We start from the raw sequence: 22,708 nt of genomic DNA on the forward strand, positions 1-22,708 counted from the left end.
AGCTCTAGCTCATGTTCACTTAATTCGTACGCTTGTCTGGCTGTTTAATTGTCAAAGAGCTGCCACTTGCGACAGCTTGTTTATAATACCATCATCTTTTTCGATTGTCAAGCTTCTGTAAGACTTTTTTCTAGTTTTTCTGTTCTTTTGTCGCTTTTTGCAAAAAGGCTGCTTTTTTTGATATAATCTATGCTTTTTAGTTCTTATGTGGTAAAATAACCTTGTAATAATTATTGTATGATTTTATTCCCAGCGCACCGACCACAAATGCAAGCCAGTCCACATCAAAGCAAGATAAGGTGTTAAGGAGGGATCCCTTATGAAAGACAAAATTTTACTTTTACTCTTGACCGGCCTTTTCTGTATCTTCATTCAACCATCAGCTGCGGAAGCCGCTTCCCTTGATGTGAACGGCACTATTCTGCAAGATAGCACAAAAGAAGACTTCTTGATTGATCAAAACCGTATTTTTATTTCGGAAAATTTGTTGAAAAAGACCTTTTTCTTGTCGCTCCATCAAGAGGGAAACCGGTATGAGCTGGCCAACGAAAACAGAAACATTATCATCACTGGACAATTGAACGATGCCCACTACCGCTTAAACAATACCCAGCAGACACTGACATCACCAGTACGCAGCTACAAGAAACAATTGTACTTCCCCTTGCGTAGTTTAATGGATCAGTTTGGCACCGTTGAATGGGATGCACCAAAGGCTCAGGCCCGGGTTCGTTTTGATTATTATCAATTTGAGCAGGTCAAACCCTTTAGATATGTGGATACCCCGCTCATGGTTGAAGAAACCCTACTGGAGAATATCCCTGCCACATGCACACCGGCCACTGTATTGGAAAATGGCCAAACCGTCTTTGAGGAAAGGCTGGAAGAAGGATGGATTGTATCTGTCAAAACATCTGAGGACACCCTTTTAAGGCCACAGCACAAGGGCTACATTATTAGCACCTATAATATTGGCAAGGAGGACCTATCATGGATTGAAATACCGGAAACCTTGTCCAAAGCACCGCAAAACTGGTATCTTTACACCAAGAAACGCCATGGAAACGGCCCGGTAATCTGTGTAGAAGAAGCCTCTTTTAACCATCTGAAAAATATTCCCTATGGAGAATACATTCTCAGGAATATCTGTTTCACTGAAAACAATATTTTTTACCTTTATTTTAACGATGCGACAAACAGCTTAGAGGTCCGCCTCTACGACCATAAAACACAAGAAAAAACCGTATTGGACAGTCTATCCCTCACGGCCTACCCAAACGGCACAATGGCCCTAGCCCTCAATAATGACATGGCGGTTTGGACAAAAACCTTACTCCTGGAAAGGATGCGGGAGTATGGCGCTCTGTACGCCTACGATCTAAAGGTAGGTACAACAGAACGGCTGTTCAAGGGCAGTAATTTTTTAGCACCTCATTTAAACGGCGATTATTTAATCCTACGGCACAAACCCCAAGGCGAAAACTTTCTCATTGACGAAGCCAGCGGCAAGCTCATCAGCGGAGAAATTTGGGTCTATGACCTAGCCCATAAAAAATGGGTCGGGAAAATAGACCGCAGCCTGCCAATGTGCGAAGACAGCACCATTGTTTCCCTTCCGGTTCTTTTAGGAAAGGATCGCATGACAGTTGATCTCGAAGCCATCAGCAAACCTTACGATATGCCAATTGTTTCTCTCTCTGAAGGGGTCGTCTACCGCGCCAAAAACGCGCGGGGAGAAATTTTGCAATATGAGCCTTACGGTATAAATGATGGGGTTCCCCGCCACATTAGTCCTACAAGGCTGGAGAACACCTATTTAGTGCAGTACCGTCAAGATAAGCGTCCATATTTTATGCTTTACACACTAACCAACTAAGGAGGTTTTACTATGTTGAAAAAATATTTACCACCCTGTTTACTATTAGCAATGCTTTGTTTTTTACTTCCAAGTACCTTATATGCTTCTGAAGAGAATGGTATTGATGAACAACCGGTTGAACAATCCGGTCATTGGGATCCCCAAGTAAACTCAGGGTGTGAACCGCTAACAGATTGGGAAATTGCATTAAATAAAAAGTCAGACCAAATGCTCATTGAACTGGGTAAAGCTTATACAGCCTACTACAGTGATAAGATCTCGCTTGAACAGTTAATGACGATTGAAAACAAACTTTATGCCGAGGTCTACCCGGAAGATACCGATTACCTCTCACCCGAATCACAAAATATGCGGATGGAGTCCACACGTATGGCAAAAGAACGTCTGGCCTCGATGCCTGAAAAAGCATCGCTGCCTGGCGACAAAAATTTATTTGCCATCGGCGATTGGGAAGATAAATATTTACTTATGCCCTATGAATATCAAAGCACACTTTACAATTGCGGTCCGACAAGTGCTGTTAATGTAGTCAACGGTTACAATGGCTATGCTTACTACACTCAATCAAAAGCTGCTGCACTACTGGGGACAACAACTAACGGTACCGAACATATAGCTACGTTTATAAAGATTTCTCCTCCCCGATAAAGCTTTTCGTCTAAGAACATGGAAAGTTAGCAAATGAACTGCCCTAGGGCCAGCAACTATAGAAAATAAGCGTTTCAACCCCTTAAGTTTGAAACGCTTATTTTTTATTTACCTATTTTTACTTGTGCTTTGGCAATATAAAATTGCGTGGGTGAACGGTCGGAGATTTTTGCGGCGACGCACAGGTAGGGGCTGTCTTTGTCAACGTCAAAGCCAATGACGTAAGCGGGCATCCGGGCGCTGTCCCGTTCAATAAGGCTTCGTGCGTCAAAGACGTCTACGGCACCATCATTGCGAATGACGGTCAAACCGCTGCTGGCGGCTAAAACAACACCGCCTTTAACCGGGGTGATGCTTTTCGGGGCGCCGAATTTTTTCGCAGGCATGGAGGTTTGCTGAACCAGGTCGCCATTCGGTTTATAGCTAAGCACCCAAATTTTGTCGTCTGCTTCCGCCACCAGATGGATTCCTTTCTGGTCATCATAATAGGCGGTGACCACGTCCCTAACTTGCACATGGCCTTTGGTTTTATCGGTTTGAAGGCCTTGCAGGCTCAGCGGCTCCTGGCTAACAATTAAGCCTGCATCATCAAGTTCAAAGCGCTGCACGGCTGTATTATCGGCAAAAGAAAGGCCCTTGCGCGTATGAGACATGAGCACGGCTTTTTCAAGTAGGCGGCCGGAGTCCCAGGGGACTTGTGAGACATTTTTATCAATAAAGAAAGCAGCATCTGCTTCATCAAACGTTTCAATCAGTAGAAAGGGCGACTTACCGCTGATATCGGTAATGGTGCTGGAGGACTGCCATTTGCCTTCTGACAAATAGCTTTTGTCAAGCGCCCAGGCTTCATTTTTTTCGCTTACCTTCCGTTTGAAAACAGACAAATCCGCATCGTCATAAATATATAAATGATTGTGGTCTAAAAGGCCAAAATTAGAATACTCCGGATTGATGAAGGGCTGCGATGAAGAAAACGGAACGGCTTCCAGCGTCAGCACGGTCCCCCCCTTGCCATGAACGGTTTCAAACCGCGGCATATCTTGACGGATTTTACTTGCCTGTGGCAATTGCTTTAAACCGCCTGGCGAAGCCAAGGCAACAACTGCCACAGCTATGAGAAGGGTCAGGGCACAGCAGAGCACAAGAAGGCCTTTATTGTCTTTGATCCAGTCTTTCCACATAGTTCTCACCTTTCTGCACAACAATTCCTTGTTGACAGTATAGCATTATTTGCTGCATTCGTCCCCTTTATTTTTGCCAAATATTTAATTTCTTTATAAAAGAAGCCCCCTGGATAAGGGGGCCGGACCGGCATTATTCGCTTTTTCTGTCTTCATTTTCACCGATGGACTCGAGCCCGAAAGCATCGTGCAGGGCTTGCATGAGCTTTTCTTTACGGCCTTCTTCATCGCGGATGATGCAGGAGATTTTTATTTCTGAGGTGCCGATCATGTCAATGTTGACACCATTTTCATAAAACACGCGGAACATGGTTGCCGCAATGCCACGGCCGGTGACCATACCGGACCCGACGGCGGAGATTTTCATGACCTTATCGTCAAAGGTGACCCGTTCATAGAGCACATCATCTTTTAAGCTGTTGATGATGCGGCGGGTTTTCTTCAATTCATTTTGCGGAACTGTGAAGGCGATGTCGTTTTTGGCATTCTGGACACCACTTTGAATGATCAGGTCAACGTTGACATTTTCATCTGCCAGGGCGTTAAAAATCATCGCAGCGATACCGGGACGATCGTCTACGCCGTAAATGACAATTTCCGCTGCATTCTGGTCACATGCCAGACCGGTAACCGGGTACTCTTTTTCTAAGGCTTCTGTTTTCACGACTAGGGTCCCTCCTGTCTGTGTGTCATAGCTGGATCGTACGGCCAAGGGTACATCGTGGGTTTTGGCCATTTCAACGGAACGCGGATGAAGCACCTTGGCCCCTAAGCTGGCCAACTCCAACATTTCATCGTAGGATATCTTACTCAACTTGGACGGATTTTTCACCACCCGCGGATCGGCTGTATAAATGCCGTCCACATCTGTATAAATCTCACACAAATCCGCCGATAGGGCTGCTGCTATGGCAACGGCTGTCGTATCTGAGCCACCTCTGCCCAAGGTGGTAATTTCATGCTCCTGGGTCCGTCCCTGAAAACCGGCAACGATGACAATCCGCCCATTGCCCAACTCATCTTTCACGCGGTCCAAATCAATGTATTGAATGCGCGCCTTGGTATGGGCATGGTCGGTGAAAATCCGCATCTGTCCGCCGGTAAGCGAGATGGCGTCATGGCCCAGTTCTTGTAAGGCCATCGCCAGCAGGGCGATGGAAATTTGTTCCCCGGTTGACAACAGCATGTCCATTTCCCGCGGTGACGGGTCATCGGAAATGCGGGCGGCACGTTGGGTCAGGTCATCGGTAAAACCTGCCGGTGCTGAAACAACAACAATAACGTCGTTTCCGTTTTCTGCCGTTTGGGCAACATGTTCTGCAACAATTTTGATGCGGTCCGTGTCTTTGACAGACGTCCCGCCGTATTTTTGGACAATTAAGGCCATAATACCATCTCCGTTTCTGTATCTGTACGCTGCACGCCCTGGGCGATAATCGGCACCTTGAGTGCTTGCAGCTTTATTTTCTCTTCAGCAGCCTGGGCCATAAAAGGCGCTGCAGCCAAAGGCTTATCGCTTAAAACAAGCATCGTGCTGCCGGCGCCACTGACCGGCGCCGCCAGCGCCCCAGCGTCAAGCGCCAGCTCACGCATCCGCGCCATGCCGGGCATCAAAGGCAGGCGATAGGGCTCATGCAGCCGATCCTTTAAGGCTTCTTTCAGCAAGGCCAAATTTTCACTCATGAAGGCCGCTACAGCCAGGCCGTAATGGCCGATGTTGTACACCGCCTCTTCGCGACTGTACGCCTCCGGCATGGCTTGGCGGGCCTTGCCCGTCGGCAGAGGATAATCCGGAATAAGAACCATGGCATACAAACCCTGCGGCGGGTCAATGCGGTGCCAATAGACATGCCCCTCCTGATCCCGGCAGGCCACGCAAATACCGCCGACCAAGGCCGGAAGCACATTATCCGGATGACCGTCCATGGCGCTTGCCAAGTCGATGGCAGTCGCCAAACTCAGCGCACCGGCGCTGACCACTTGCGCCGCCGCAATGCCGGCCACAATGGCCGCAGAGCTTGACCCAATGCCGCGTGCCAAAGGAATGCGGTTAAAGCTCTCCAGGCGAACCCCCGGTGCCGGCTTCTGTAAAAGTTCAAATGCCCGGCGATAGGCCTCAATAATCAAGTTATCCTGCGGATCAAGACTATCCGCTCCCTCGCCCTCAACTGCCAGGCTGATGGCTGCCCCTCCAGTGGGCCTCACCAATAAATCGTTGTATAAGCCGAGGGCTAAACCCGCCGCATCAAAGCCCGGCCCCAGATTGGCACTTGTGCCAGGAACGCGAAGCCGGTAGGTCTCACTCATCGCACATCACCGTAAACGCGAATCACACTTTCCTCTGCCTGCACCACGTCGGTGGCCAAAACAGCCGCCAGGGCCCGACGGAAATTGCGTTCTTTAACGGCATGCGTAATAATAACCAAGTCCGCCAAATCACTGTCTGCGATGGTGTCTTGGACAACCTGGGCAATGCTCACATCGGCATCGCCGAAAGCCTGGCCGATTTGAGCCAAAACGCCGCTGGTGTCTTTAACTGACAGCCGTACAAAGAAAGAGCTCTTGACCTCGTCAATCGGTAAAAAATGACAGGAGGCAAAGGTATTATCTCCCAACCGACCTTCACAACCACAGACAATATTGCGCGCAATATCAATGACATCCCCGACCACTGCACTGGCCGTCGGTAATTTCCCGGCACCACGGCCATAAAACATGGCCTCATCAACTGCATCACCGCGCACAAAAGCAGCGTTGAAGCTGTCGTTCACGCTGGCCAGGGGATGGCTTTTATCAATCAATGCCGGGTAAACCCGCAACGCCACACCATCTTCCTGCTGATCGGCAATGCCCAAAAGTTTGATTACATAGCCAAACCGGCTTGCAAAAGCAATGTCCACAGCGCTGACCTTGGTAATGCCCTCAATGTAAACATCATCAAAAACAGCCGGGCAATGGAAGGCCAAGTTCGCCAATATGGCCACCTTACGACCGGCATCGTAGCCTTCCACATCCGCAGTCGGGTCTGCTTCCGCATACCCCAACCGCGTTGCTTCTGTCAGCGCCTGATCATAACTCCAGCCTTCAGCAGCCATTTTAGAGAGAATATAATTTGTCGTGCCGTTCATAATGCCGACAATTTCCTGGATATGATTGGCAGATAAGCCTTCCATTAAGGGGTGTACAATAGGAATGGCCCCCATGGCCGCTGCTTCAAACATAAAGTCTTTGCCGGCTTTGGCCGCTGCAGCGTAAATTTCTCGGCCGGCAACAGCAATCAAATCTTTATTAGCACTGACAACGCTCTTACCGGCAGCCAGCGCCTGTAAAATATATGTTTTGGCCGGTTCAATACCGCCCATCACCTCAACCACAATATCAATGGCCGGATCATTTAAAACATCATTAATATCTGCCGTTAATTGCACACCGTCAGGAACGACTGACCGATATTTATCCGGATGGCGCACCAAAATGGTCTTAACCAAAATATCAGCGCCGACCTTATGGACAAACACATCTTTCTGCCGCTCCATAATCACTTCAAAGGTGCCGCTGCCAACCGTACCCAAGCCCAATAAAGCCACATGAATTGTTTTCATCGTTATCGACCTCATTATAAATTATTCTGTCCAACCAGTTCGACACTGAGCACCCGGTCAACATCATACAGCGCTTCGAGCAAGTCTTCCAAATTTGAAAATCCCTCTTGCGATTCAAAGCTGATGGTGACGCGGGCAATCCCTTGGGTCGGTATGCCCTGGTTTATGGTTAAAACACTGGCGCCGCTCTGTGCGATGACATTCAAGCAAGCAGACAAAACACCGGTGTGATTTTCCAAGTTGATTTGTAAGGTAATGATGCGCTCTTTAATCGCCTCATAAAAAGGAAATACGCCATCACGATATTTGTAAAAAGCGCTGCGGCTAATCCCAATTTGCTTCACCGCTTCATTGATGGTTAAAGCCGGAAATTTTGCCAGCAGTTCTTTTGTTTGTGCCGTCTTTAAGATGGCTTCCGGTAAAATACGCTCATCGACAATATAGCGTTTATTTGACAAGTTCTCTTTCATGTCCTGCCCCTCTCGGTCTTTCTCGTGCGGATTTTATTCCGTTGCCTATAGATGGTATCTATTTGTCGCGGAATTGTCAACTGTTTACCCGCATTTTTCTGCAAAAAGTCCACCGATGGTGTGCATACAAAAAAAGAAAAGGTCGGCGAGCCGGCCTTTTCTTGTCTTGTCCGATGGCATTAGTCAGTAAAATAGCGAACGCCGCTTTCAAAGATATGCTGGTCCTTGTTACCCGGTATGTTTTTCGCAATATTGCTGCCAATACGCTCACTGTGGCCCATTTTCCCTAAAATACGGCCGTCTGCTGAAATGAGCCCTTCGATGGCACAGATGGCCCCGTTGGGGTTATCAGCAATGGTCATTTGCGGCATACCGGCCGCATTGCAATATTGGGTAGCGATCTGCCCCTTATCCATCAAGGTCCGGAGCCGTTCAGGCGTGGTCATGAAACGTCCTTCCCCGTGTGAAATGGGGATGGCGTGGACATCGCCCGGGGCCACCCCTTGCAACCAGGGGGAGGCATTGGAAGCAATCCGGGTGTGCACGTACCGGCTCTGGTGGCGGCCGATGGCGTTAAAGGTCAGGGTGCAGTCATTGTCTGCAGGAGGGGTAATTCGGCCATGTGGCAAAAGCCCCAATTTAACCAAGGCTTGAAAACCATTGCAAATGCCCAGGAGTAAACCGTCCTGGTCATCTAAGAAGCGGTGAAGGGCTTCCGCCAGCCGCGGTTCCCGGAAGAAGGCCGCAATGTATTTTCCGCTGCCATCCGGTTCATCGCCGAAAGAAAAGCCGCCCGGGAAAACCATGATCTGCGCCCGGCGAATGGCTTCTTCCATCCGCAGGACTGAGTCGTCTAATAAACGCGGGGTCAAATTGGCCACCAAGACGGTCTCCACCTTAGCGCCGGCCCGCTCTAATGCCCGTGCCGTGTCATATTCACAATTGCTGCCCGGGAATACCGGTACCACGGCGCGCGGCACAGCAATCGGTGGAATACGACGGGTCAGCACAGGGCGCGTCGGTACCGGCGGTACCACCGCTTCACCGGCTTGGTCTGCGGCAATGGGGTAAACGCCGGCAAGGGTCTCTGTCCAGGCCTCGCTCAAGGGCGCCATGTCCACATTCCCTTCCGGAAGTTGAAGGCTAAAGCGGTCCGTGGTTTCCCCGATGATCTCTGCTGCGGCAAAAGGTTGCGCCAATTCCAGGATAATGCTGCCCACTCGGGCCTGCTCAGCGGCCTTTACGCCCGCTGCCGATAAGGATACGCCAATCTGATTGCCCAGCGTCATCTTAAAGAGACCTTCCGCTACACCAGCATGGGTGACTGCCCAGGCAGCCACAATGCTGCCATCGGCAACGGCCTGCTCATACTGCGCCCAGGCCTCACGGAAGGCTGCACGGTCAATGCGGCCTTCTGCTTGCGGTAAGTGGAAGAGGGCCACTTGATGGCCTGCCGCTTTAAACTCCGGACTGATGATCCGCTTGGCGTCACTAACAGCTGTCGCAAATGCGACGAGCGTCGGCGGTACGTCCAGTTCTTCAAAGCTGCCGCTCATCGAGTCTTTCCCGCCGATGGCCGCAACGCTCATGTCATACTGGGCCAGGAGAGCACCGAGAACCGCTTGAAAGGGTTGTCCCCAGCGTTCCGGGTCAGTCCGTAAGCTGTGGAAGTATTCCTGTAAGGACAGGTAAATGCGCCTGTTGCTTGTTCCGGTCGCGATAACCTTGGTCACCGCTTCAACCACAGCAGCATAAGCGCCCTTAAACGGGTCGGCTGCCATGGCATAAGGGTTAAAGCCGTAGGCGAAGAGGCTGGTGGTATCGGTTTCGCCGGTCAATACCGGAATTTTACCTGCCATGGTCTGAATGGGCGTCCGCTGGGTCTTGCCGCCCAGGGGGAATAAAACGGTGCCGGCACCGATGGACGCATCAAATTGCTCGGTCAGGCCGATTTTCCCACAAGTATTCAGGTCCCTTGCCACTTGCGCCACTTGCTCAGCAAAGGGCTGCTTGTCAGCCGCCTCACCGGCCGGCTCAGAAATGCGCACGGTCATGCTCTTCGGCGCACCGGCCGAATCAACAAAGGCCCGGGATAAATCGACAATCGCTTGTCCCTGCCAATCCAACACCAGCCGCGGTTCCGCCGTGATTTCTGCGACAACGGTCGCTTCCAGGTTTTCATTTTTACAGGCGGTGGCAAACATGTCCCAGTTTTCCCGGGCGATGACACAAGCCATCCGTTCCTGCGATTCAGAAATGGCCAATTCCGTACCGTTTAAACCTTCGTACTTCTTGGGCACAGCGTCCAAATTCACATGAACCCCATCGGCCAATTCACCAATGGCCACCGATACACCACCGGCTCCAAAGTCATTGCAGCGCAAAATCGCGCGCGCCACGTCCGGGTTGCGGAAGAGCCGCTGAATTTTCCGTTCTTCAACCGGATTCCCCTTTTGTACTTCAGAGCCGGAAGTTTCCAAAGACTCTTCTGTGTGGGTTTTTGAGGAGCCGGTGGCACCGCCACAACCGTCCCGTCCGGTACGGCCGCCGATTAAGACGACAATATTACCCGGCTCCGGCACCTTGCGCACCACTTGGTCAGCCGGTGCTGCGGCCACCACAGCCCCAACTTCCATGCGCTTGGCTTCATAGCCCGGGTGGTAGACCTCATCCACAATGCCCGTGGCCAGACCAATCTGGTTGCCGTATGACGAAAACCCGTCTGCTGCCAGGGTGCAAATGCGGCGCTGCGGCAATTTACCGGGCAGGGTTTCTGCTAAGGGTTTACGTGGATCGGCAGCACCGGTCAGGCGCAAGCTCTGGTACACATAACTGCGCCCACTTAGCGGATCGCGAATGGCTCCGCCCAGGCAGGTGGCTGCACCACCGAAGGGTTCAATCTCCGTCGGGTGGTTGTGGGTTTCATTTTTAAACATGTAGAGCCAGGGCTCACTGCCATTTTCCGTGGCCACATCTATTTTGACAGAGCAGGCGTTAATTTCTTCGCTCTCGTCAAGCTTGTCAATCAAACCATGTTTCTTTAAATATTTTCCGGCCAAGGTGCCCAAATCCATCAGGGTAATCGGCCGGTCTGCTTCTTTATCGCCGTAAACGTCCCGGCGCATGTCGCGATAGGTTTCATAAGCAGCCTGCACCTCCGGCCGGTCAATGGCAATATCCGTCAGCCGCGTATTAAAGGTGGTATGCCGGCAGTGGTCGGACCAATAGGTGTCAATTACCCGCAATTCCGTTTCCGTCGGGTTCCGGCCTTCCTTTTTAAAATAATCCTGCATAAAAGCCACGTCCGCTGCATCCATGGCCAAGCCCCAGCGATCAATAAAGGCCGGCAAATCGGCCTCTGCCAGGTCGGTAAAGCCATCGATAACCGCCACCGGCTCAACCGGCGGAATTTTTGTTTCCAGGCTGTCCGGCTTGTCCAAGGCGGCTTCCCGGGCTTCCACCGGGTTGATCAGGTAATGGCGGAGGACCGCTTGGTCTGCTGCTGTCAGTTGGCCGTAGAAAACATACACCATGGCGGTCCTCACCACCGGCCGCAGACCGGTGACCAATTCGACACATTGAGCACAAGAGTCGGCCCGCTGGTCGTATTGACCCGGGAGGGCCTCAACTGCCAAAATATGGCCATCTTTGACGGTTTCCGGCAGTCTTTCCGTGTAAATGCAGTCTGTAAACGGTTCACTTAAGATGGTTTCCATAACCTGCCGAACATGCGTCTCCGGCACCGTATCCAAATCATACCGGACAAAGCGACGTACAGCGGTCAAGCCCCTTAAATTTAAATCCCGTCGCAAGGTCTCACATAAGTGCTCAGCGCCGCTTTGAAATCCCTCGCGTCGTTCGACAAAATAGCGCTTGAGTTGACTCATTTCAGCCCTCCACTTCCAAGGCCTTCATGCCAATATCATGACGGTATTGCATGCCGTCAAAATCAATATAGGCAACGGCCTTATACGCATGCTCCATGGCACTTTTAATGTCCTCGCCTAAAGCGGTAACGCCTAAAACACGACCGCCGGAGGTCAACAAGCGGCCCTTATCGTCTTCCCGGGTGCCTGCCTGAAAAACGACCGTTTCGTCATTTTCTGCCTTATCAATGCCGCTAATCGGGTCGCCCTTACGCGGGCTGGCCGGGTAATTTTCTGCCGCTAAGACAACGCAAACAGCTGCTTCCGGCCGCCAGGTCAAGCTAACTTGGTCCAATTTACCGGCAAGCGCGGCCTGAATCGGTTCCAGCAAATCACTCGCCAACCGCATCAGAACCGGTTGCGTTTCCGGGTCACCAAAGCGCGCATTGTATTCCAAGACCTTCGGTCCGTCAGCAGTCAGCATAAGGCCGGTGTATAAAATCCCGGTAAAGGGACAGCCCTCTTGCGCCATAGCTGCAACAGTCGGCTTAATAATGGTCTGGAGCACTTCCTCAGCTAAGGCTTCCGTATAAATCGGCGCCGGGGAATAAGCCCCCATGCCGCCGGTATTCGGCCCTTCATCGCCGTCAAAAATGCGTTTATGGTCCTGGGCAGAAACCATGGGCAGCACGTGCTTACCGTCAGCAAAGGCGAGAATGCTCACTTCCTGGCCTTGCAAGAATTCTTCCACCAAGACCTTTTGCCCGGCCTCACCGAAGGCTTTATTGGACAACATATCTTCCAAAGCTTGATAGGCAGTTTCTTCATCCGGGCAAATGATTACGCCTTTACCGGCCGCCAAGCCATCCGCCTTGACCACACAGGGGCCATTCAAGGCATGCACATAAGCCTTGGCCTCAGCCAAATCGCTGAATACGTCAAAGCGGGCGGTGGGAATGTTGTATTTTTGCATCAACTGTTTTGAAAAGGCCTTGCTGCCTTCAATGCGTGCCGCCGCCTTTGATGGGCCAAAACAAGGCAGGCCGGCTTTTTCAAAGGCATCTACAATACCCATGGTAAGGGGTTTTTCCGGTCCAACAAGGGTCAAGTCCACCTGCTTGTCCTGTGCCGCCTGCACCAGGGCGTCAATATCATCTGCAGCAACAGGCAGACAGGTGGCCAAATTTTTCATGCCTGCATTGCCCGGTGCCGCAAAAATTTTTGACACTTGAGGGCTTTGCGCCAATTTCCAGACCAAGGCATGCTCCCGTCCGCCGGAGCCAACGACCAAAACATTCATGCTCTTCCTCCTAATCATTAATGTCTAAAATGTCGCACACCGGTGAATATCATCGCAATGCCCGCTTCATCGCAAGCCGCAATTGACTCTTCATCCCGGATGGACCCGCCCGGCTGAATGACCGCCACAATGCCTGCCTTAGCCGCTTCATCAATGCTGTCGCGGAAGGGGAAAAAGGCATCGCTGGCCAAAACAGCACCGGCCGCTTCCTGACCCGCTTCGGTAAAGGCGATTTTGCACGACCCGACCCGGTTCATCTGACCGGCCCCAACGCCTAGGGTCACCCCATCCTTGGCCACGACAATGGCATTGCTCTTAACGTGTTTGACCGCTTTCCAGGCAAAAATAAGGTCCTGGAGTTGGGCCTCCGTCGGTTGAACCTTGGTCACGCATTTGAACTGATCGGCCTCAATCGGGTTAACGTCTCTGGATTGGAGCAAAAATCCGCCGCCAACCCGCTCAACCCATTGGGCTGTATCCGCTTTGGCAACGCCCGTTTCTAATATCCGGAGCTTATCTTTAACAGCAAAAGCCTCTAGGGCTTCAGCACTGAAAGACGGGGCAATAATCGCTTCCATAAAGGTTTCGGTAATGTGTTTGGCTGTCGCTCCATCCACCGGTCGGTTAAAGGCAATGATGCCACCGTAAGCGGATACCGGATCAGCCGCCAAGGCGCGGCTGTAAGCATCGTGCACATTGCTGCCGATGGCCAGTCCGCAAGGGTTGGTGTGCTTGATGATGGCACAGGCCGGTTCATCGCTGAATTCATTGACCAATTGCCAAGCCGCATCCAAGTCAACAATATTATTATAAGAAAGGGCCTTGCCTTGATGCTGCTTCGCATTGGCAATGGTCCCGGGTGTCGGGTCTGACACATAAAAAGCCGCTTCCTGATGAGGGTTTTCGCCATAGCGCAAGATCATTTTCCGTTCGCCGCCAATGGCAAATTCTTCCGGAAATTCCGGCGCTGCAAAGGCTTTGGACAAATAGGCTGAAATGCTGCTGTCGTATACGGCCGTGTGGCGGAAGGCCTCTAAGGCTAATTTTTGCCGCATATCCGCCGGGACTTCACCATGCGTTTCCAGGGCCTTGAGCACTGATTTATACTGTTCCGGCCGGACCACAACCGTCACCCGTTCGTGATTTTTGGCCGCTGCTCGCAGCATGGTCGGCCCGCCAATATCAATATTTTCAATGGCCTCATCCAACGTAACTTCCGGCTTGGCAATCGTTTCCCTGAAAGGATAAAGGTTGACCACCACCATATCAATGGGCTGAATGTGCTGGCGCATCAGTTCGGCAAAATGCTCCGGTGTTTCTTTCGCTAAAATCCCGGCATGGATCACCGGATGTAAGGTTTTGACCCGTCCGCCGAGCATTTCCGGAAATCCCGTCACGTCATCAACAGCCTTGACCTCTAAACCGGCCTCATGCAAGGTGCGATAGGTCCCGCCGGTGGACAAGAGGGAGTAGCCGTGGCGAATAAGCCCTTCTGCAAAAGGAATCAGGTTCGTTTTATCCGAAACGGATAAGAGTGCATAAGACATGGAATAACCCCTTTCTACCCTAAAATGGTGACTGTTTGACCGGTCAATCGAATCTTGCCCTCCGCAATTTTTTGAATCACATCGCTGTACAATTCATGTTCTACCGGTAAAATGCGCGCCGCCAAAGCGTCCTCATCATCTCCCGGCAGAACCGGCACCGCCCGTTGGGCAATGATGGCACCACCGTCTAAAATATGGTTGACCAAATGCACCGTACAGCCGCTGACTTTTACCCCGTAGGCCACCGCTTGCCCTTGGGCATGCAGCCCTGGGAAGGAGGGCAGGAGCGACGGATGAATATTGATAATCGGAGCCGGTGCTGCTTCAATAAAGGCTTCGCCCAAGACCCGCATATAGCCTGCCAAAACAATTAAATCACAATCAACCTTGCAAATTTCCGCCAATAAGGCCGCATCAAAACCGGCCCGGTCTGCATAATCCGCCGGTGCCAGCGCCAGGGCCGGCACCTGGGCTTGGTTGGCTAGGGTGAGAACCGGCGCATTCAGATGATCGGAAAGCACCAGTTTAATCTCTGCCGACAAGCGGCCGGCGTCAATATTGGCCTGAATGGCTTTAAAATTCGACCCGCGACCGGATGCCAGGACCACTAAATTTAACCTTTTCACACCCGCACCACACTTTGATCGCCTTTGACAATCCGGCCAATATCATAATAAGCAATATCGCGCGCCTGAAAATCCTCACAAACCGCTTGCGCGTCCGCTGCTCCGATGACAAGCACTAGGCCGATCCCCATATTGAAGGTGCGCCACATATCCTCTTCCGGCACCTGTCCCTCTTTTGCCAGCCAATCAAAAATCGGCAAACGGGGCCAAGCCTCGGTCTTGATTTCTGCTGATAGCCCTTCAGGCAGGACTCGGGGCACATTTTCCACCAAGCCGCCACCGGTGATGTGGGCCATGGCGTGGATGACCCCCGGTTTTTCCTTTAAAATCGGGAGCACATCTTTTACATAGATGCGCGTCGGGCGCAAGAGGGCTTCGCCCAGCCTTTCCCCCAACTCCTCAATATAAGAGTCCGTTTGCTTACCGGCTCGTTCAAAGGCAATTTTGCGTGCCAAGGAATACCCATTGGAGTGAAGGCCGGTAGACGGCAGGCCCAAAATCACATCGCCTTCTCCTACGGCACTGCCATCCAAGAGACGGTCTTCTTCCACAATTCCCACGGAAAAACCGGCCACATCGTATTCATCATTCTGGTAAAAGCCCGGCATTTCAGCGGTCTCACCACCAATTAAGGCACAGCCGGACTGGACACAGCCTTCGGCAATCCCAGCCACCACTTCTGCCAATTGATCCGGATTTAATTTGCCAACCGCCACATAATCCAGGAAAAACAGGGGTTCTGCACCGGCCACCAAAATATCGTTCACACACATGGCCACCGCATCAATCCCAACCGTATCGTGCTTGCCGCACATAAAGGCCACTTTTAACTTGGTTCCGATACCGTCAGTGCCGCTAACCAAAACCGGTTTTTTATACCCTTCCGGCACTCTGAACAGTCCACCAAAGCCCCCCAAGCCGCCCAAGACTTCCGGCCGCTTGGTCCGAGCCACCAGAGGCTTAATTTTATCAACCGCTTCATTCCCCTTGCTAATATCAACGCCCGCATCGCGGTAGGTCATCGCATCTTTCATCTTTTTTCTCCTTCTTCGGGCACTCCTAAATGGTAGGCGCCACCGACGCACGCATCGCAGAAGCGCGGTTCTCCGCCCAGCGCTTCCAATAACCCTTCAGAACTCAAAAAATGTAAACTATCTGCACCAATGTAGGTGCGAATCCCCTCAATATCCATCTTGGTTGCAATCAGCCGGTCCCGTTCCGCAGTATCAATCCCATAATAGCACGGATTGACCACCGGCGGACAGGTCACCAGGAAGTGAACTTCTTTGGCGCCACGTTCTTTCAGCAGGGCTACAAGACGCTTACTCGTGGTGCCCCGGACAATGCTGTCATCGACGACAGCAATGCGGCGGCCTTCCAACTCTTCTCGGATGGGGTTGAGTTTTAATTTAACCAATTGCTCCCGCATTTCCTGCGTGGGGGCAATAAAGGTCCGCCCGGTATAGCGATTTTTCAAAATGCCCGGCGTAAATTCGATGCCACTGGCTTCTGCAAAACCGATGGCGGCACTGGTGCCCGAATCCGGCACCGGAATGACCACATCCACATCCAGTTCATCGGCAATTTCACGGGCTAAAATAGCGCCCATGCGACGACGCGACAGGTTCACATTGATGCCGTCAATGGTCGAATCCGGTCGGGCAAAGTAGACATATTCAAAGGCGCAATGGGCCGGCTGAGGCGGATGGGCCAAGTCCCGGCTATGGATGCCGTCTGCATCCAAGGTAATGGTTTCGCCCGGACGAACGTCCCGCACAAAGGTTGCTCCGATGGTATCCAAAGAGCAGGATTCTGAAGCAATACAGTAGCCATTCGGCAATTTGCCAATGCACAAGGGACGGTTGCCATAAGGATCACGCGCGGCATAAATGGTATCGTGATTCATAGCGACCAAGGCGTAAGAGCCTTGTAAATCAGCCATGGCCTGACTGATGGACACGTCCAATGAACCGTGTCCGTAGCGGGCCAGCAGGTTGCAAACCAGCTCAGCGTCAGTCGTGGTCTGAAAAACCGAACCGCTCTGCGCCAACCATTGCCGTAATTTTTCCGTATTGGTCAGTGCCCCGTTCATGGCCAGGGCCACGTCCCCTTGTAGATAATGCGCAACAATGGGCTGAATATTGATATTTGCGTTCCCATCACTATTGGAATAACGCACATGGCCAATACCGCAACGGCCGTGCAGGTTTGACAAATTGTCTTCATTAAATACTTCTGTAACCAGCCCTTGGGATTTGTAAAATTCAATGCGTCCCTGGTTTGAAGTGGCGATCCCGCAAGCTTCCTGACCGCGGTGCTGTAAGGCGAAAAGGCCATAATAGGCCCGCGATGCCACTTGTTCATCATTCGTATAGATGGCGAAAACGCCACATTCTTCGTGAATACCGTCTGCCGCAATGACTGCCATAAGAACCTCCCGTTTGTTTGCGCAAAAATGCTTGACTTATTTATCCAACTTTTGTAAACGATTCCAAACTTCCACATACGCTTCCGCAACATCCCCTAAGTCTTGACGGAAACGGTCTTTATCCAACTTCTTTCGGGTATCCTTATCCCACAAGCGGCAAGTGTCCGGGGAAATTTCATCGGCCAGGATGATTTTGCCGTCTGGTGTGCGCCCAAATTCCAACTTAAAGTCCACCAAGATCAGGTTGGCTTCATCGAGCCACTTGGAAAGCAGGTCATTTACTTTAAAGGCTTGCGCCATAATGGTGTCGATTTCTTCTTTGGTCGCCACACCAATGGCCTGGGCATGATAGCGGTTGATGAGCGGATCACCAAGGTCATCATCCTTATAGGAAAACTCAATAATGGGCTCGCTGATCTCGGTCCCTTCTTCCAGGCCCAAACGTTTGGCCATGGAGCCGGCAATGATATTGCGAATGATGACTTCCAACTTGACGATTTCAACCCGCTTGACCAACTGGTGATCGTCATCTACCACTTCCACCAGGTGGTTGTCAACGCCGTTTTCAGCTAAACGTTTAAAAAACCAACCGGAAATTTTATTGTTCAGAACCCCTTTATGAGCAATTGTCCCTTTTTTCTGCCCGTTAAAAGCGGTGGCATCGTCTTTATACTCCACCATGTACAAGTTGTCATCATCTGTTTTAAAGACGCGTTTTGCCTTACCTTCATAAAGTTGTTCAAGTACTTTCATGGTCCTTTTCCCCTCTTATTCCTTAGTCTATTAAGCCGGCACGACGGAAAATAAAATCGACGCGCTTTGTATGGTAGCTGTAGTCAAAAATATTATCAATGGTTGTAGCATCTAAATGCTCGGTAATGCGCTTATCTTGCCGCACCAAATCATGGAAGGGAATTTTTTCATCCCAGGCACGCATGGCGTTTTCTTGGACCCAGGGATAAGCCGTATCTCTGGCAACACCGCTTTCCACCAAGGCCAACAAAACCCGCTGCGAAAAAACAAGTCCCAGCGTTTTTTCAACATTGGCCTGCATCTGGTCTTCATTCACCACCAGGTTTTCAGCTACATTGGTGAAAATGCCCAAAATATAGTACAGCAGGGCGGTGGAATCAGGCATGATGATCCGTTCGACTGATGAGTGAGAAATATCCCGCTCGTGCCAGGTCACGCAATTTTCCGCCGCCGGCGTAACATTGCCGCGAATAACCCGGGCCAAGCCACAAACCCGTTCGCAATGGATCGGGTTGCGCTTATGCGGCATGGCGGAAGACCCTTTTTGCCCTTTAGCAAACGATTCTTGTAGTTCCGCGATTTCCGTGCGCTGCAAATTACGGATTTCCGTAGCAAATTTTTCCAAAGACGTGGCAATATTGGCCAGCGCCATCATATATTCCAAGTGATGATCGCGCTGAATAATCTGCGTGGAAACGGTTTCCGGCCTTAAGGACAGGTGTTCACAGACATAGGCTTCTATTTGCGGATCAATATTCGCAAAAGTTCCCACAGCACCGGAAATAGCCCCAACGCTGACATTGTCAATGGCCCGTACCAGCCGCTCTCTCTGACGGCACATCTCCGTATACCACATGGCCAGCTTAAGGCCAAAGGTCACCGGTTCGGCATGAACCCCGTGGGTCCGTCCCATGGCCAGGGTGTCTTTATAGCGAACGGCCTGCTTTTTCAAGACCTCGATCAACCGATCCACCCGGTCTAAAATGAGCAAACCGGCTTGGCGCAGTTGAACGGAGAAGCTGGTGTCCAGCACATCTGAAGAGGTCATCCCCAAGTGAATGTACTTGGCGTCCTCGCCGACGTATTCCGCCACGCTGGAAACAAAAGCAATGAGGTCATGCTTGGTCACGCGTTCAATTTCTTTAATGCGGTCCACGTCAAAATCGGCTTTTTCGCGAATGGTTTTAGCGGCTTCTTTAGGGATTTCACCCAATTCCGCCATGGCTTCGCAGGCCAAGACTTCAACTTCCAGCATAATCGAGAATTTGTTCTTTTCAGACCAAATGGCCTGCATCTCAGGCTGACTGTAGCGATCAATCATTCTTAGCTTCCTCTTTCATTTGACACAAGGCTTCTTGCAACTTGGCGTCTTTTTTAGCAACACCGGCGGCCATATCCGTCTTATAGGCAAGGAGTTTCGCTTGCAAGTCTGCATCCGAAAGGGCCAGCATTTGTGCGGCTAAAATGGCGGCATTTTTGGCCCCATCAATACCCACCGTGGCCACCGGAATACCGGACGGCATCTGGACAATGGCATATAGCGCATCAACGCCGTTTAAAGCAGTTGCGTTAATCGGCACCCCGATGACCGGCAGGATTGTTTTAGCGGCCAACACGCCGGGCAAATGGGCTGCAGCCCCGGCACCGGCAATGATAACACGCATCCCTTTCCCCGCCGCCTCCGCCGAAAAGTTCAAAGCCTTTTCCGGGCTGCGATGGGCACTGGCCACCAACATTTCATACGGAATGCCAAACTCATCCAACTGTTGAGCAGCCTTTTTCATGATTTTAAAATCAGAATCACTGCCCATAACAATGCCAACCAACGGTGTTACATCTTCTTGCATATGCGAAACCCCTTTCTTTGACATACAACAAAAGCCCAAGCGGGTAGGTTTCTATGGTCAATGGTCATAGGAAACCTACCCGCCTGGGCTTTTATCCCTTCGGTGTAGCACAAATTGTGCCCATACCACTTGGTTAGACGAATCTACCCTAGGTATGCTTTCCCGTGCTAATGGCATATAAAATATATCCAAACGACGGCTTGTTTATTCAACTGTGTGTAGTTTAGCACAGCCCTTTAACAGCGTCAATACCGGCTGTTAAAAAGCATCTTTATAATATTCCAGGGCAAGGGACCCATCGGCTCCTTCATAACAGGCCACCACATCAAACCGGCAGGCCAGCTCAGTTGGGTGCTGTAAAAGCCAGGCCTGGGCCGTCCGTCGGATTTTCGCTTGCTTGCGAGCATCCACCGTATCTTCCGGCCGCACCATCGCACCGAATTTGCGCGCTCGCACTTCCGTAAAAATCAAGGTGTCTTTTGTCCGGCTGATGATGTCAATTTCGCCATCCCGCACAGCAAAATTGCGCGCCACAATCCGTTGTCCCTCACCTTTTAACAGACGCACCGCTGCCTCTTCAGCAACTAGGCCAAAATCTCGGCGTCTGTCAGGCGTTTTTGAGCCAGGCATCCACCGCATCGGAAATCACCCGACCGTCGGCCTTACCCTTCAAGGCCCCCATTGCCCGGCCCATGAGCATACCTTTATTGGCTTTTTCAGGCGCCACATCGGCAAAAAGCGTTTGCAGCTCAGTCGATACTTCTTCAGCCGTCAATTGTTTTGGCAAATAGCCCTTTAAAATCTCAATTTCTTTAGCACTTTCTGCCTGTTTATCTGGACGGGATGCCGCCAATTCATAGGCTTCTTGGGCTTTCTTTAAAGCTTTCTGCACCACTTGCGTGCACTCTTCAGCCGTTAAATCTTCACCCTTTTCCTTTAACCGATAAGTCATATCCGACATGAGACCGGTAATGACCTTATTTTTAAACGTATCTTTCGCCTTAAGCGCTTGCATTTTTTCACGACGATAATCTTCGTACAGCATAGAGCCTCCATTAACTCGGATATAATTCATCCGGATCGACAATTTCTTTCGTTTTATTGCGGCGGATGGCATAGAAGCTGAACACCATCGCCCCGAAGAAGAAGGGCACCACCGCCAGCAGCGGATTGATCAGCATCCAACCGAAGAGAATCAGCAAAGGCAACAATCGTTTGACCTGAATACGCCGTCCCAGTCCGTGGCAGTCGGGGCAAATCCCTTCTGCATGGGCCTGACGAATTTGCTTACCCGTCGCCGCACCCTCACCGTTACAGACAGGGCATTTGCGATGTGTCACATACTTTTCTTGAACATCACGCACCTGCCGGCTGAGCCCCTGGCACACCGGGCAGTCCGCCTCTGTAACCGTTCCATCCGACAAGCGCCGACGCACCATTCCTTGATGGCAAGAGGGATTATCACACGGCGTTTCTTTCAAATGGCTGATTTTTTCCGTTACTTCTATAATCCCCGTCCCTTGACAACGTGGGCATACCGTCACCTCATCATCGGCAATTTTTGCCGGAATCGCACCGGCACCGGCACATGTTTCGCACCGCGTCACAGCCCCCTTGAACCAGTCAATAATACCGCCCATCTTACGCCTCCTTACATCAATCCAATGACCACAGCAATGACAAGAACCGCCACGATCACCACCGCTAAACCGATGCGACCTTTTTTAACTTCCGTCAGTACCCCTTTTCCACCACAATAATCACAGGGAATGGGCACACAGTCAATGTCACCGGTCTGACAACAATCCACGCAACCGGCGCCATTACATACCGGGCAGAGCGTTTTGTCAACAAAGATTCCGCTCGTTACATGCTGCTCTCCACTCATATTATCCCACCGTTCGCATATCAATTAAAATAGTTTGCAAGCTCATTTTATCACAATGCCCAAACCGGCTCAAGCAATCCGCACTTATAAATATCTTGCAATTTTTGCTCCCGTCTGCTAGTATATAAAAGTATGATACAACGACAAAGGAGGTATTCCCATGGCTAGAAGTTGTGACATTTGCGGCAAAGGCGTAACCACCGGTATGCGCGTCAGCCACTCTCACATTCGCAATAAAAGAACCTGGCGTCCCAATATCCAAACGGTCCGCACTGTGGTCAACGGCACGCCCAAGAAATTGAACGTGTGCACCCGCTGCCTCCGTTCCGGTAAAGTTCAACGCGTCACAAACACCAAACAAAGCGAAGAAACCAATGCATAAATGCTCTATGCCCTTCTAAAGCGACCCGTTTTAGAAGGTTTTTTTATGCCCTGCCGTAAAAATCAAAAAAGCAGGCGTCCTGTTATCACAAACAGGACGCCTGCTTTTTTATACTGTCAAGCCATCATTTGATAGCCTTACTCATCAAAATTTAACGGCTCCACCAGTTTATAGAGTCCACCACCTTCATTTATATGGTTGATTCGCACACCAACTTTTTCACCGATAATATCCACCAGTTCTGCTGTCAGAACAATAAAATCATCTCGCAAGCATCCAGCAAAAAAGGAA

The 22,708-nt window shown here is 50.9% G+C and carries 22 protein-coding genes; 3 read left to right on the forward strand and 19 right to left on the reverse strand.

The window, feature by feature from the left end; all coding sequences use genetic code 11:
* Window positions 1-319: 319 nt before the first annotated feature.
* Complete coding sequence (locus tag BLQ16_RS06295) at window positions 320-1,876, forward strand: hypothetical protein (RefSeq protein WP_091791901.1); 1,557 nt, start codon at window positions 320-322, stop codon at window positions 1,874-1,876.
* A gap of 12 nt (window positions 1,877-1,888) precedes the next feature.
* Window positions 1,889-2,527 (forward strand): hypothetical protein, encoded by a 639-nt coding sequence (locus BLQ16_RS06300; protein ID WP_091791902.1) that lies wholly within the window; start codon window positions 1,889-1,891, stop codon window positions 2,525-2,527.
* Window positions 2,528-2,631: 104 nt separating this feature from the next.
* On the opposite strand, the gene BLQ16_RS06305 is transcribed toward BLQ16_RS06300, so the two are convergent.
* From BLQ16_RS06305 to BLQ16_RS06390, 18 genes are all read right to left on the reverse strand, one after another.
* Window positions 2,632-3,708, reverse strand: a complete 1,077-nt coding sequence (locus BLQ16_RS06305; protein WP_091791903.1) for a hypothetical protein — start codon at window positions 3,706-3,708, stop codon at window positions 2,632-2,634.
* A gap of 133 nt (window positions 3,709-3,841) precedes the next feature.
* Window positions 3,842-5,095, reverse strand: coding sequence for an aspartate kinase (locus tag BLQ16_RS06310; RefSeq protein WP_091791904.1), 1,254 nt, complete (start codon window positions 5,093-5,095; stop codon window positions 3,842-3,844).
* Window positions 5,086-6,015: a homoserine kinase gene (gene thrB / locus BLQ16_RS06315; protein ID WP_091791905.1), complete on the reverse strand. Its 930-nt coding sequence runs from the start codon at window positions 6,013-6,015 to the stop codon at window positions 5,086-5,088. The genes BLQ16_RS06310 and thrB overlap by 10 nt, the downstream gene beginning before the upstream one ends.
* Entirely contained in the window at window positions 6,012-7,310 is a 1,299-nt protein-coding gene (locus BLQ16_RS06320) for a homoserine dehydrogenase (RefSeq protein WP_091791906.1), read from the reverse strand. Before BLQ16_RS06320 ends, thrB begins: the two co-directional genes overlap by 4 nt.
* Before the next feature lie 14 nt (window positions 7,311-7,324).
* A complete protein-coding gene (locus tag BLQ16_RS06325; RefSeq protein WP_091791907.1) occupies window positions 7,325-7,780 on the reverse strand; it encodes an ACT domain-containing protein in 456 nt (151 codons plus the stop codon).
* A gap of 179 nt (window positions 7,781-7,959) precedes the next feature.
* The gene (locus BLQ16_RS06330; RefSeq protein ID WP_091791908.1) at window positions 7,960-11,667 is read right to left on the reverse strand and encodes a phosphoribosylformylglycinamidine synthase; all 3,708 of its coding nucleotides are present in this window, start codon (window positions 11,665-11,667) and stop codon (window positions 7,960-7,962) included.
* 1 nt (window position 11,668) lies between these two features.
* Window positions 11,669-12,946, reverse strand: coding sequence for a phosphoribosylamine--glycine ligase (purD, locus tag BLQ16_RS06335; protein WP_091791909.1), 1,278 nt, complete (start codon window positions 12,944-12,946; stop codon window positions 11,669-11,671).
* Between the two features lie 17 nt (window positions 12,947-12,963).
* The gene (gene purH, locus BLQ16_RS06340) at window positions 12,964-14,493 is read right to left on the reverse strand and encodes a bifunctional phosphoribosylaminoimidazolecarboxamide formyltransferase/IMP cyclohydrolase (RefSeq protein WP_091791910.1); all 1,530 of its coding nucleotides are present in this window, start codon (window positions 14,491-14,493) and stop codon (window positions 12,964-12,966) included.
* Between the two features lie 14 nt (window positions 14,494-14,507).
* Entirely contained in the window at window positions 14,508-15,119 is a 612-nt protein-coding gene (purN, locus tag BLQ16_RS06345) for a phosphoribosylglycinamide formyltransferase (protein WP_091791911.1), read from the reverse strand.
* Window positions 15,116-16,153, reverse strand: coding sequence for a phosphoribosylformylglycinamidine cyclo-ligase (gene purM, locus BLQ16_RS06350; RefSeq protein WP_091791912.1), 1,038 nt, complete (start codon window positions 16,151-16,153; stop codon window positions 15,116-15,118). The genes purN and purM overlap by 4 nt, the downstream gene beginning before the upstream one ends.
* Window positions 16,150-17,547, reverse strand: coding sequence for an amidophosphoribosyltransferase (gene purF / locus BLQ16_RS06355; protein ID WP_091791913.1), 1,398 nt, complete (start codon window positions 17,545-17,547; stop codon window positions 16,150-16,152). Before purF ends, purM begins: the two co-directional genes overlap by 4 nt.
* A gap of 36 nt (window positions 17,548-17,583) precedes the next feature.
* Complete coding sequence (gene purC / locus BLQ16_RS06360; protein WP_091791914.1) at window positions 17,584-18,300, reverse strand: phosphoribosylaminoimidazolesuccinocarboxamide synthase; 717 nt, start codon at window positions 18,298-18,300, stop codon at window positions 17,584-17,586.
* A 22-nt stretch (window positions 18,301-18,322) separates the two neighbouring features.
* Window positions 18,323-19,621, reverse strand: coding sequence for an adenylosuccinate lyase (gene purB / locus BLQ16_RS06365; RefSeq protein ID WP_091791915.1), 1,299 nt, complete (start codon window positions 19,619-19,621; stop codon window positions 18,323-18,325).
* Window positions 19,614-20,147 (reverse strand): 5-(carboxyamino)imidazole ribonucleotide mutase, encoded by a 534-nt coding sequence (gene purE / locus BLQ16_RS06370; RefSeq protein ID WP_091791916.1) that lies wholly within the window; start codon window positions 20,145-20,147, stop codon window positions 19,614-19,616. Before purE ends, purB begins: the two co-directional genes overlap by 8 nt.
* A gap of 258 nt (window positions 20,148-20,405) precedes the next feature.
* The gene (locus BLQ16_RS06375; RefSeq protein WP_091791917.1) at window positions 20,406-20,786 is read right to left on the reverse strand and encodes a YraN family protein; all 381 of its coding nucleotides are present in this window, start codon (window positions 20,784-20,786) and stop codon (window positions 20,406-20,408) included.
* Window positions 20,755-21,192: a GatB/YqeY domain-containing protein gene (locus tag BLQ16_RS06380; RefSeq protein ID WP_159428016.1), complete on the reverse strand. Its 438-nt coding sequence runs from the start codon at window positions 21,190-21,192 to the stop codon at window positions 20,755-20,757. The genes BLQ16_RS06375 and BLQ16_RS06380 overlap by 32 nt, the downstream gene beginning before the upstream one ends.
* Before the next feature lie 10 nt (window positions 21,193-21,202).
* Window positions 21,203-21,787, reverse strand: a complete 585-nt coding sequence (locus BLQ16_RS06385; RefSeq protein ID WP_091791919.1) for a hypothetical protein — start codon at window positions 21,785-21,787, stop codon at window positions 21,203-21,205.
* An 11-nt stretch (window positions 21,788-21,798) separates the two neighbouring features.
* Window positions 21,799-22,035, reverse strand: coding sequence for a hypothetical protein (locus BLQ16_RS06390; protein WP_091791920.1), 237 nt, complete (start codon window positions 22,033-22,035; stop codon window positions 21,799-21,801).
* A gap of 160 nt (window positions 22,036-22,195) precedes the next feature.
* Between BLQ16_RS06390 and rpmB the strand changes: the two genes are divergently transcribed.
* A complete protein-coding gene (rpmB, locus tag BLQ16_RS06395) occupies window positions 22,196-22,417 on the forward strand; it encodes a 50S ribosomal protein L28 (protein ID WP_091791921.1) in 222 nt (73 codons plus the stop codon).
* A 137-nt stretch (window positions 22,418-22,554) separates the two neighbouring features.
* On the opposite strand, the gene BLQ16_RS09880 is transcribed toward rpmB, so the two are convergent.
* Window positions 22,555-22,689: a hypothetical protein gene (locus BLQ16_RS09880; protein ID WP_278308569.1), complete on the reverse strand. Its 135-nt coding sequence runs from the start codon at window positions 22,687-22,689 to the stop codon at window positions 22,555-22,557.
* Window positions 22,690-22,708 lie beyond the last annotated feature (19 nt).

Source organism: Peptococcus niger, from assembly GCF_900101835.1.
GTDB lineage: Bacteria > Bacillota > Peptococcia > Peptococcales > Peptococcaceae > Peptococcus > Peptococcus niger.

Excerpts from the sequence above, each read along its gene's own strand:
- purH (WP_091791910.1), bottom strand. The coding sequence starts at position 14,493 with ATGTCTTATGCACTCTTATCCGTTTCGGATAAAACGAACCTGATTCCT.
- BLQ16_RS06330 (WP_091791908.1), bottom strand. The coding sequence starts at position 11,667 with ATGAGTCAACTCAAGCGCTATTTTGTCGAACGACGCGAGGGATTTCAA.
- BLQ16_RS06295 (WP_091791901.1), top strand. The coding sequence starts at position 320 with ATGAAAGACAAAATTTTACTTTTACTCTTGACCGGCCTTTTCTGTATC.
- purM (WP_091791912.1), bottom strand. The coding sequence starts at position 16,153 with ATGAAAGATGCGATGACCTACCGCGATGCGGGCGTTGATATTAGCAAG.
- purC (WP_091791914.1), bottom strand. The coding sequence starts at position 18,300 with ATGAAAGTACTTGAACAACTTTATGAAGGTAAGGCAAAACGCGTCTTT.
- BLQ16_RS06390 (WP_091791920.1), bottom strand. The coding sequence starts at position 22,035 with ATGAGTGGAGAGCAGCATGTAACGAGCGGAATCTTTGTTGACAAAACG.
- BLQ16_RS06310 (WP_091791904.1), bottom strand. The coding sequence starts at position 5,095 with ATGGCCTTAATTGTCCAAAAATACGGCGGGACGTCTGTCAAAGACACG.
- rpmB (WP_091791921.1), top strand. The coding sequence starts at position 22,196 with ATGGCTAGAAGTTGTGACATTTGCGGCAAAGGCGTAACCACCGGTATG.
- BLQ16_RS06375 (WP_091791917.1), bottom strand. The coding sequence starts at position 20,786 with ATGCGGTGGATGCCTGGCTCAAAAACGCCTGACAGACGCCGAGATTTT.
- purE (WP_091791916.1), bottom strand. The coding sequence starts at position 20,147 with ATGCAAGAAGATGTAACACCGTTGGTTGGCATTGTTATGGGCAGTGAT.
- BLQ16_RS06320 (WP_091791906.1), bottom strand. The coding sequence starts at position 7,310 with ATGAAAACAATTCATGTGGCTTTATTGGGCTTGGGTACGGTTGGCAGC.
- BLQ16_RS06300 (WP_091791902.1), top strand. The coding sequence starts at position 1,889 with ATGTTGAAAAAATATTTACCACCCTGTTTACTATTAGCAATGCTTTGT.
- thrB (WP_091791905.1), bottom strand. The coding sequence starts at position 6,015 with ATGAGTGAGACCTACCGGCTTCGCGTTCCTGGCACAAGTGCCAATCTG.
- purF (WP_091791913.1), bottom strand. The coding sequence starts at position 17,547 with ATGGCAGTCATTGCGGCAGACGGTATTCACGAAGAATGTGGCGTTTTC.
- BLQ16_RS06325 (WP_091791907.1), bottom strand. The coding sequence starts at position 7,780 with ATGAAAGAGAACTTGTCAAATAAACGCTATATTGTCGATGAGCGTATT.
- BLQ16_RS06385 (WP_091791919.1), bottom strand. The coding sequence starts at position 21,787 with ATGGGCGGTATTATTGACTGGTTCAAGGGGGCTGTGACGCGGTGCGAA.
- purD (WP_091791909.1), bottom strand. The coding sequence starts at position 12,946 with ATGAATGTTTTGGTCGTTGGCTCCGGCGGACGGGAGCATGCCTTGGTC.
- BLQ16_RS06305 (WP_091791903.1), bottom strand. The coding sequence starts at position 3,708 with ATGTGGAAAGACTGGATCAAAGACAATAAAGGCCTTCTTGTGCTCTGC.
- purB (WP_091791915.1), bottom strand. The coding sequence starts at position 19,621 with ATGATTGATCGCTACAGTCAGCCTGAGATGCAGGCCATTTGGTCTGAA.
- BLQ16_RS06380 (WP_159428016.1), bottom strand. The coding sequence starts at position 21,192 with ATGCTGTACGAAGATTATCGTCGTGAAAAAATGCAAGCGCTTAAGGCG.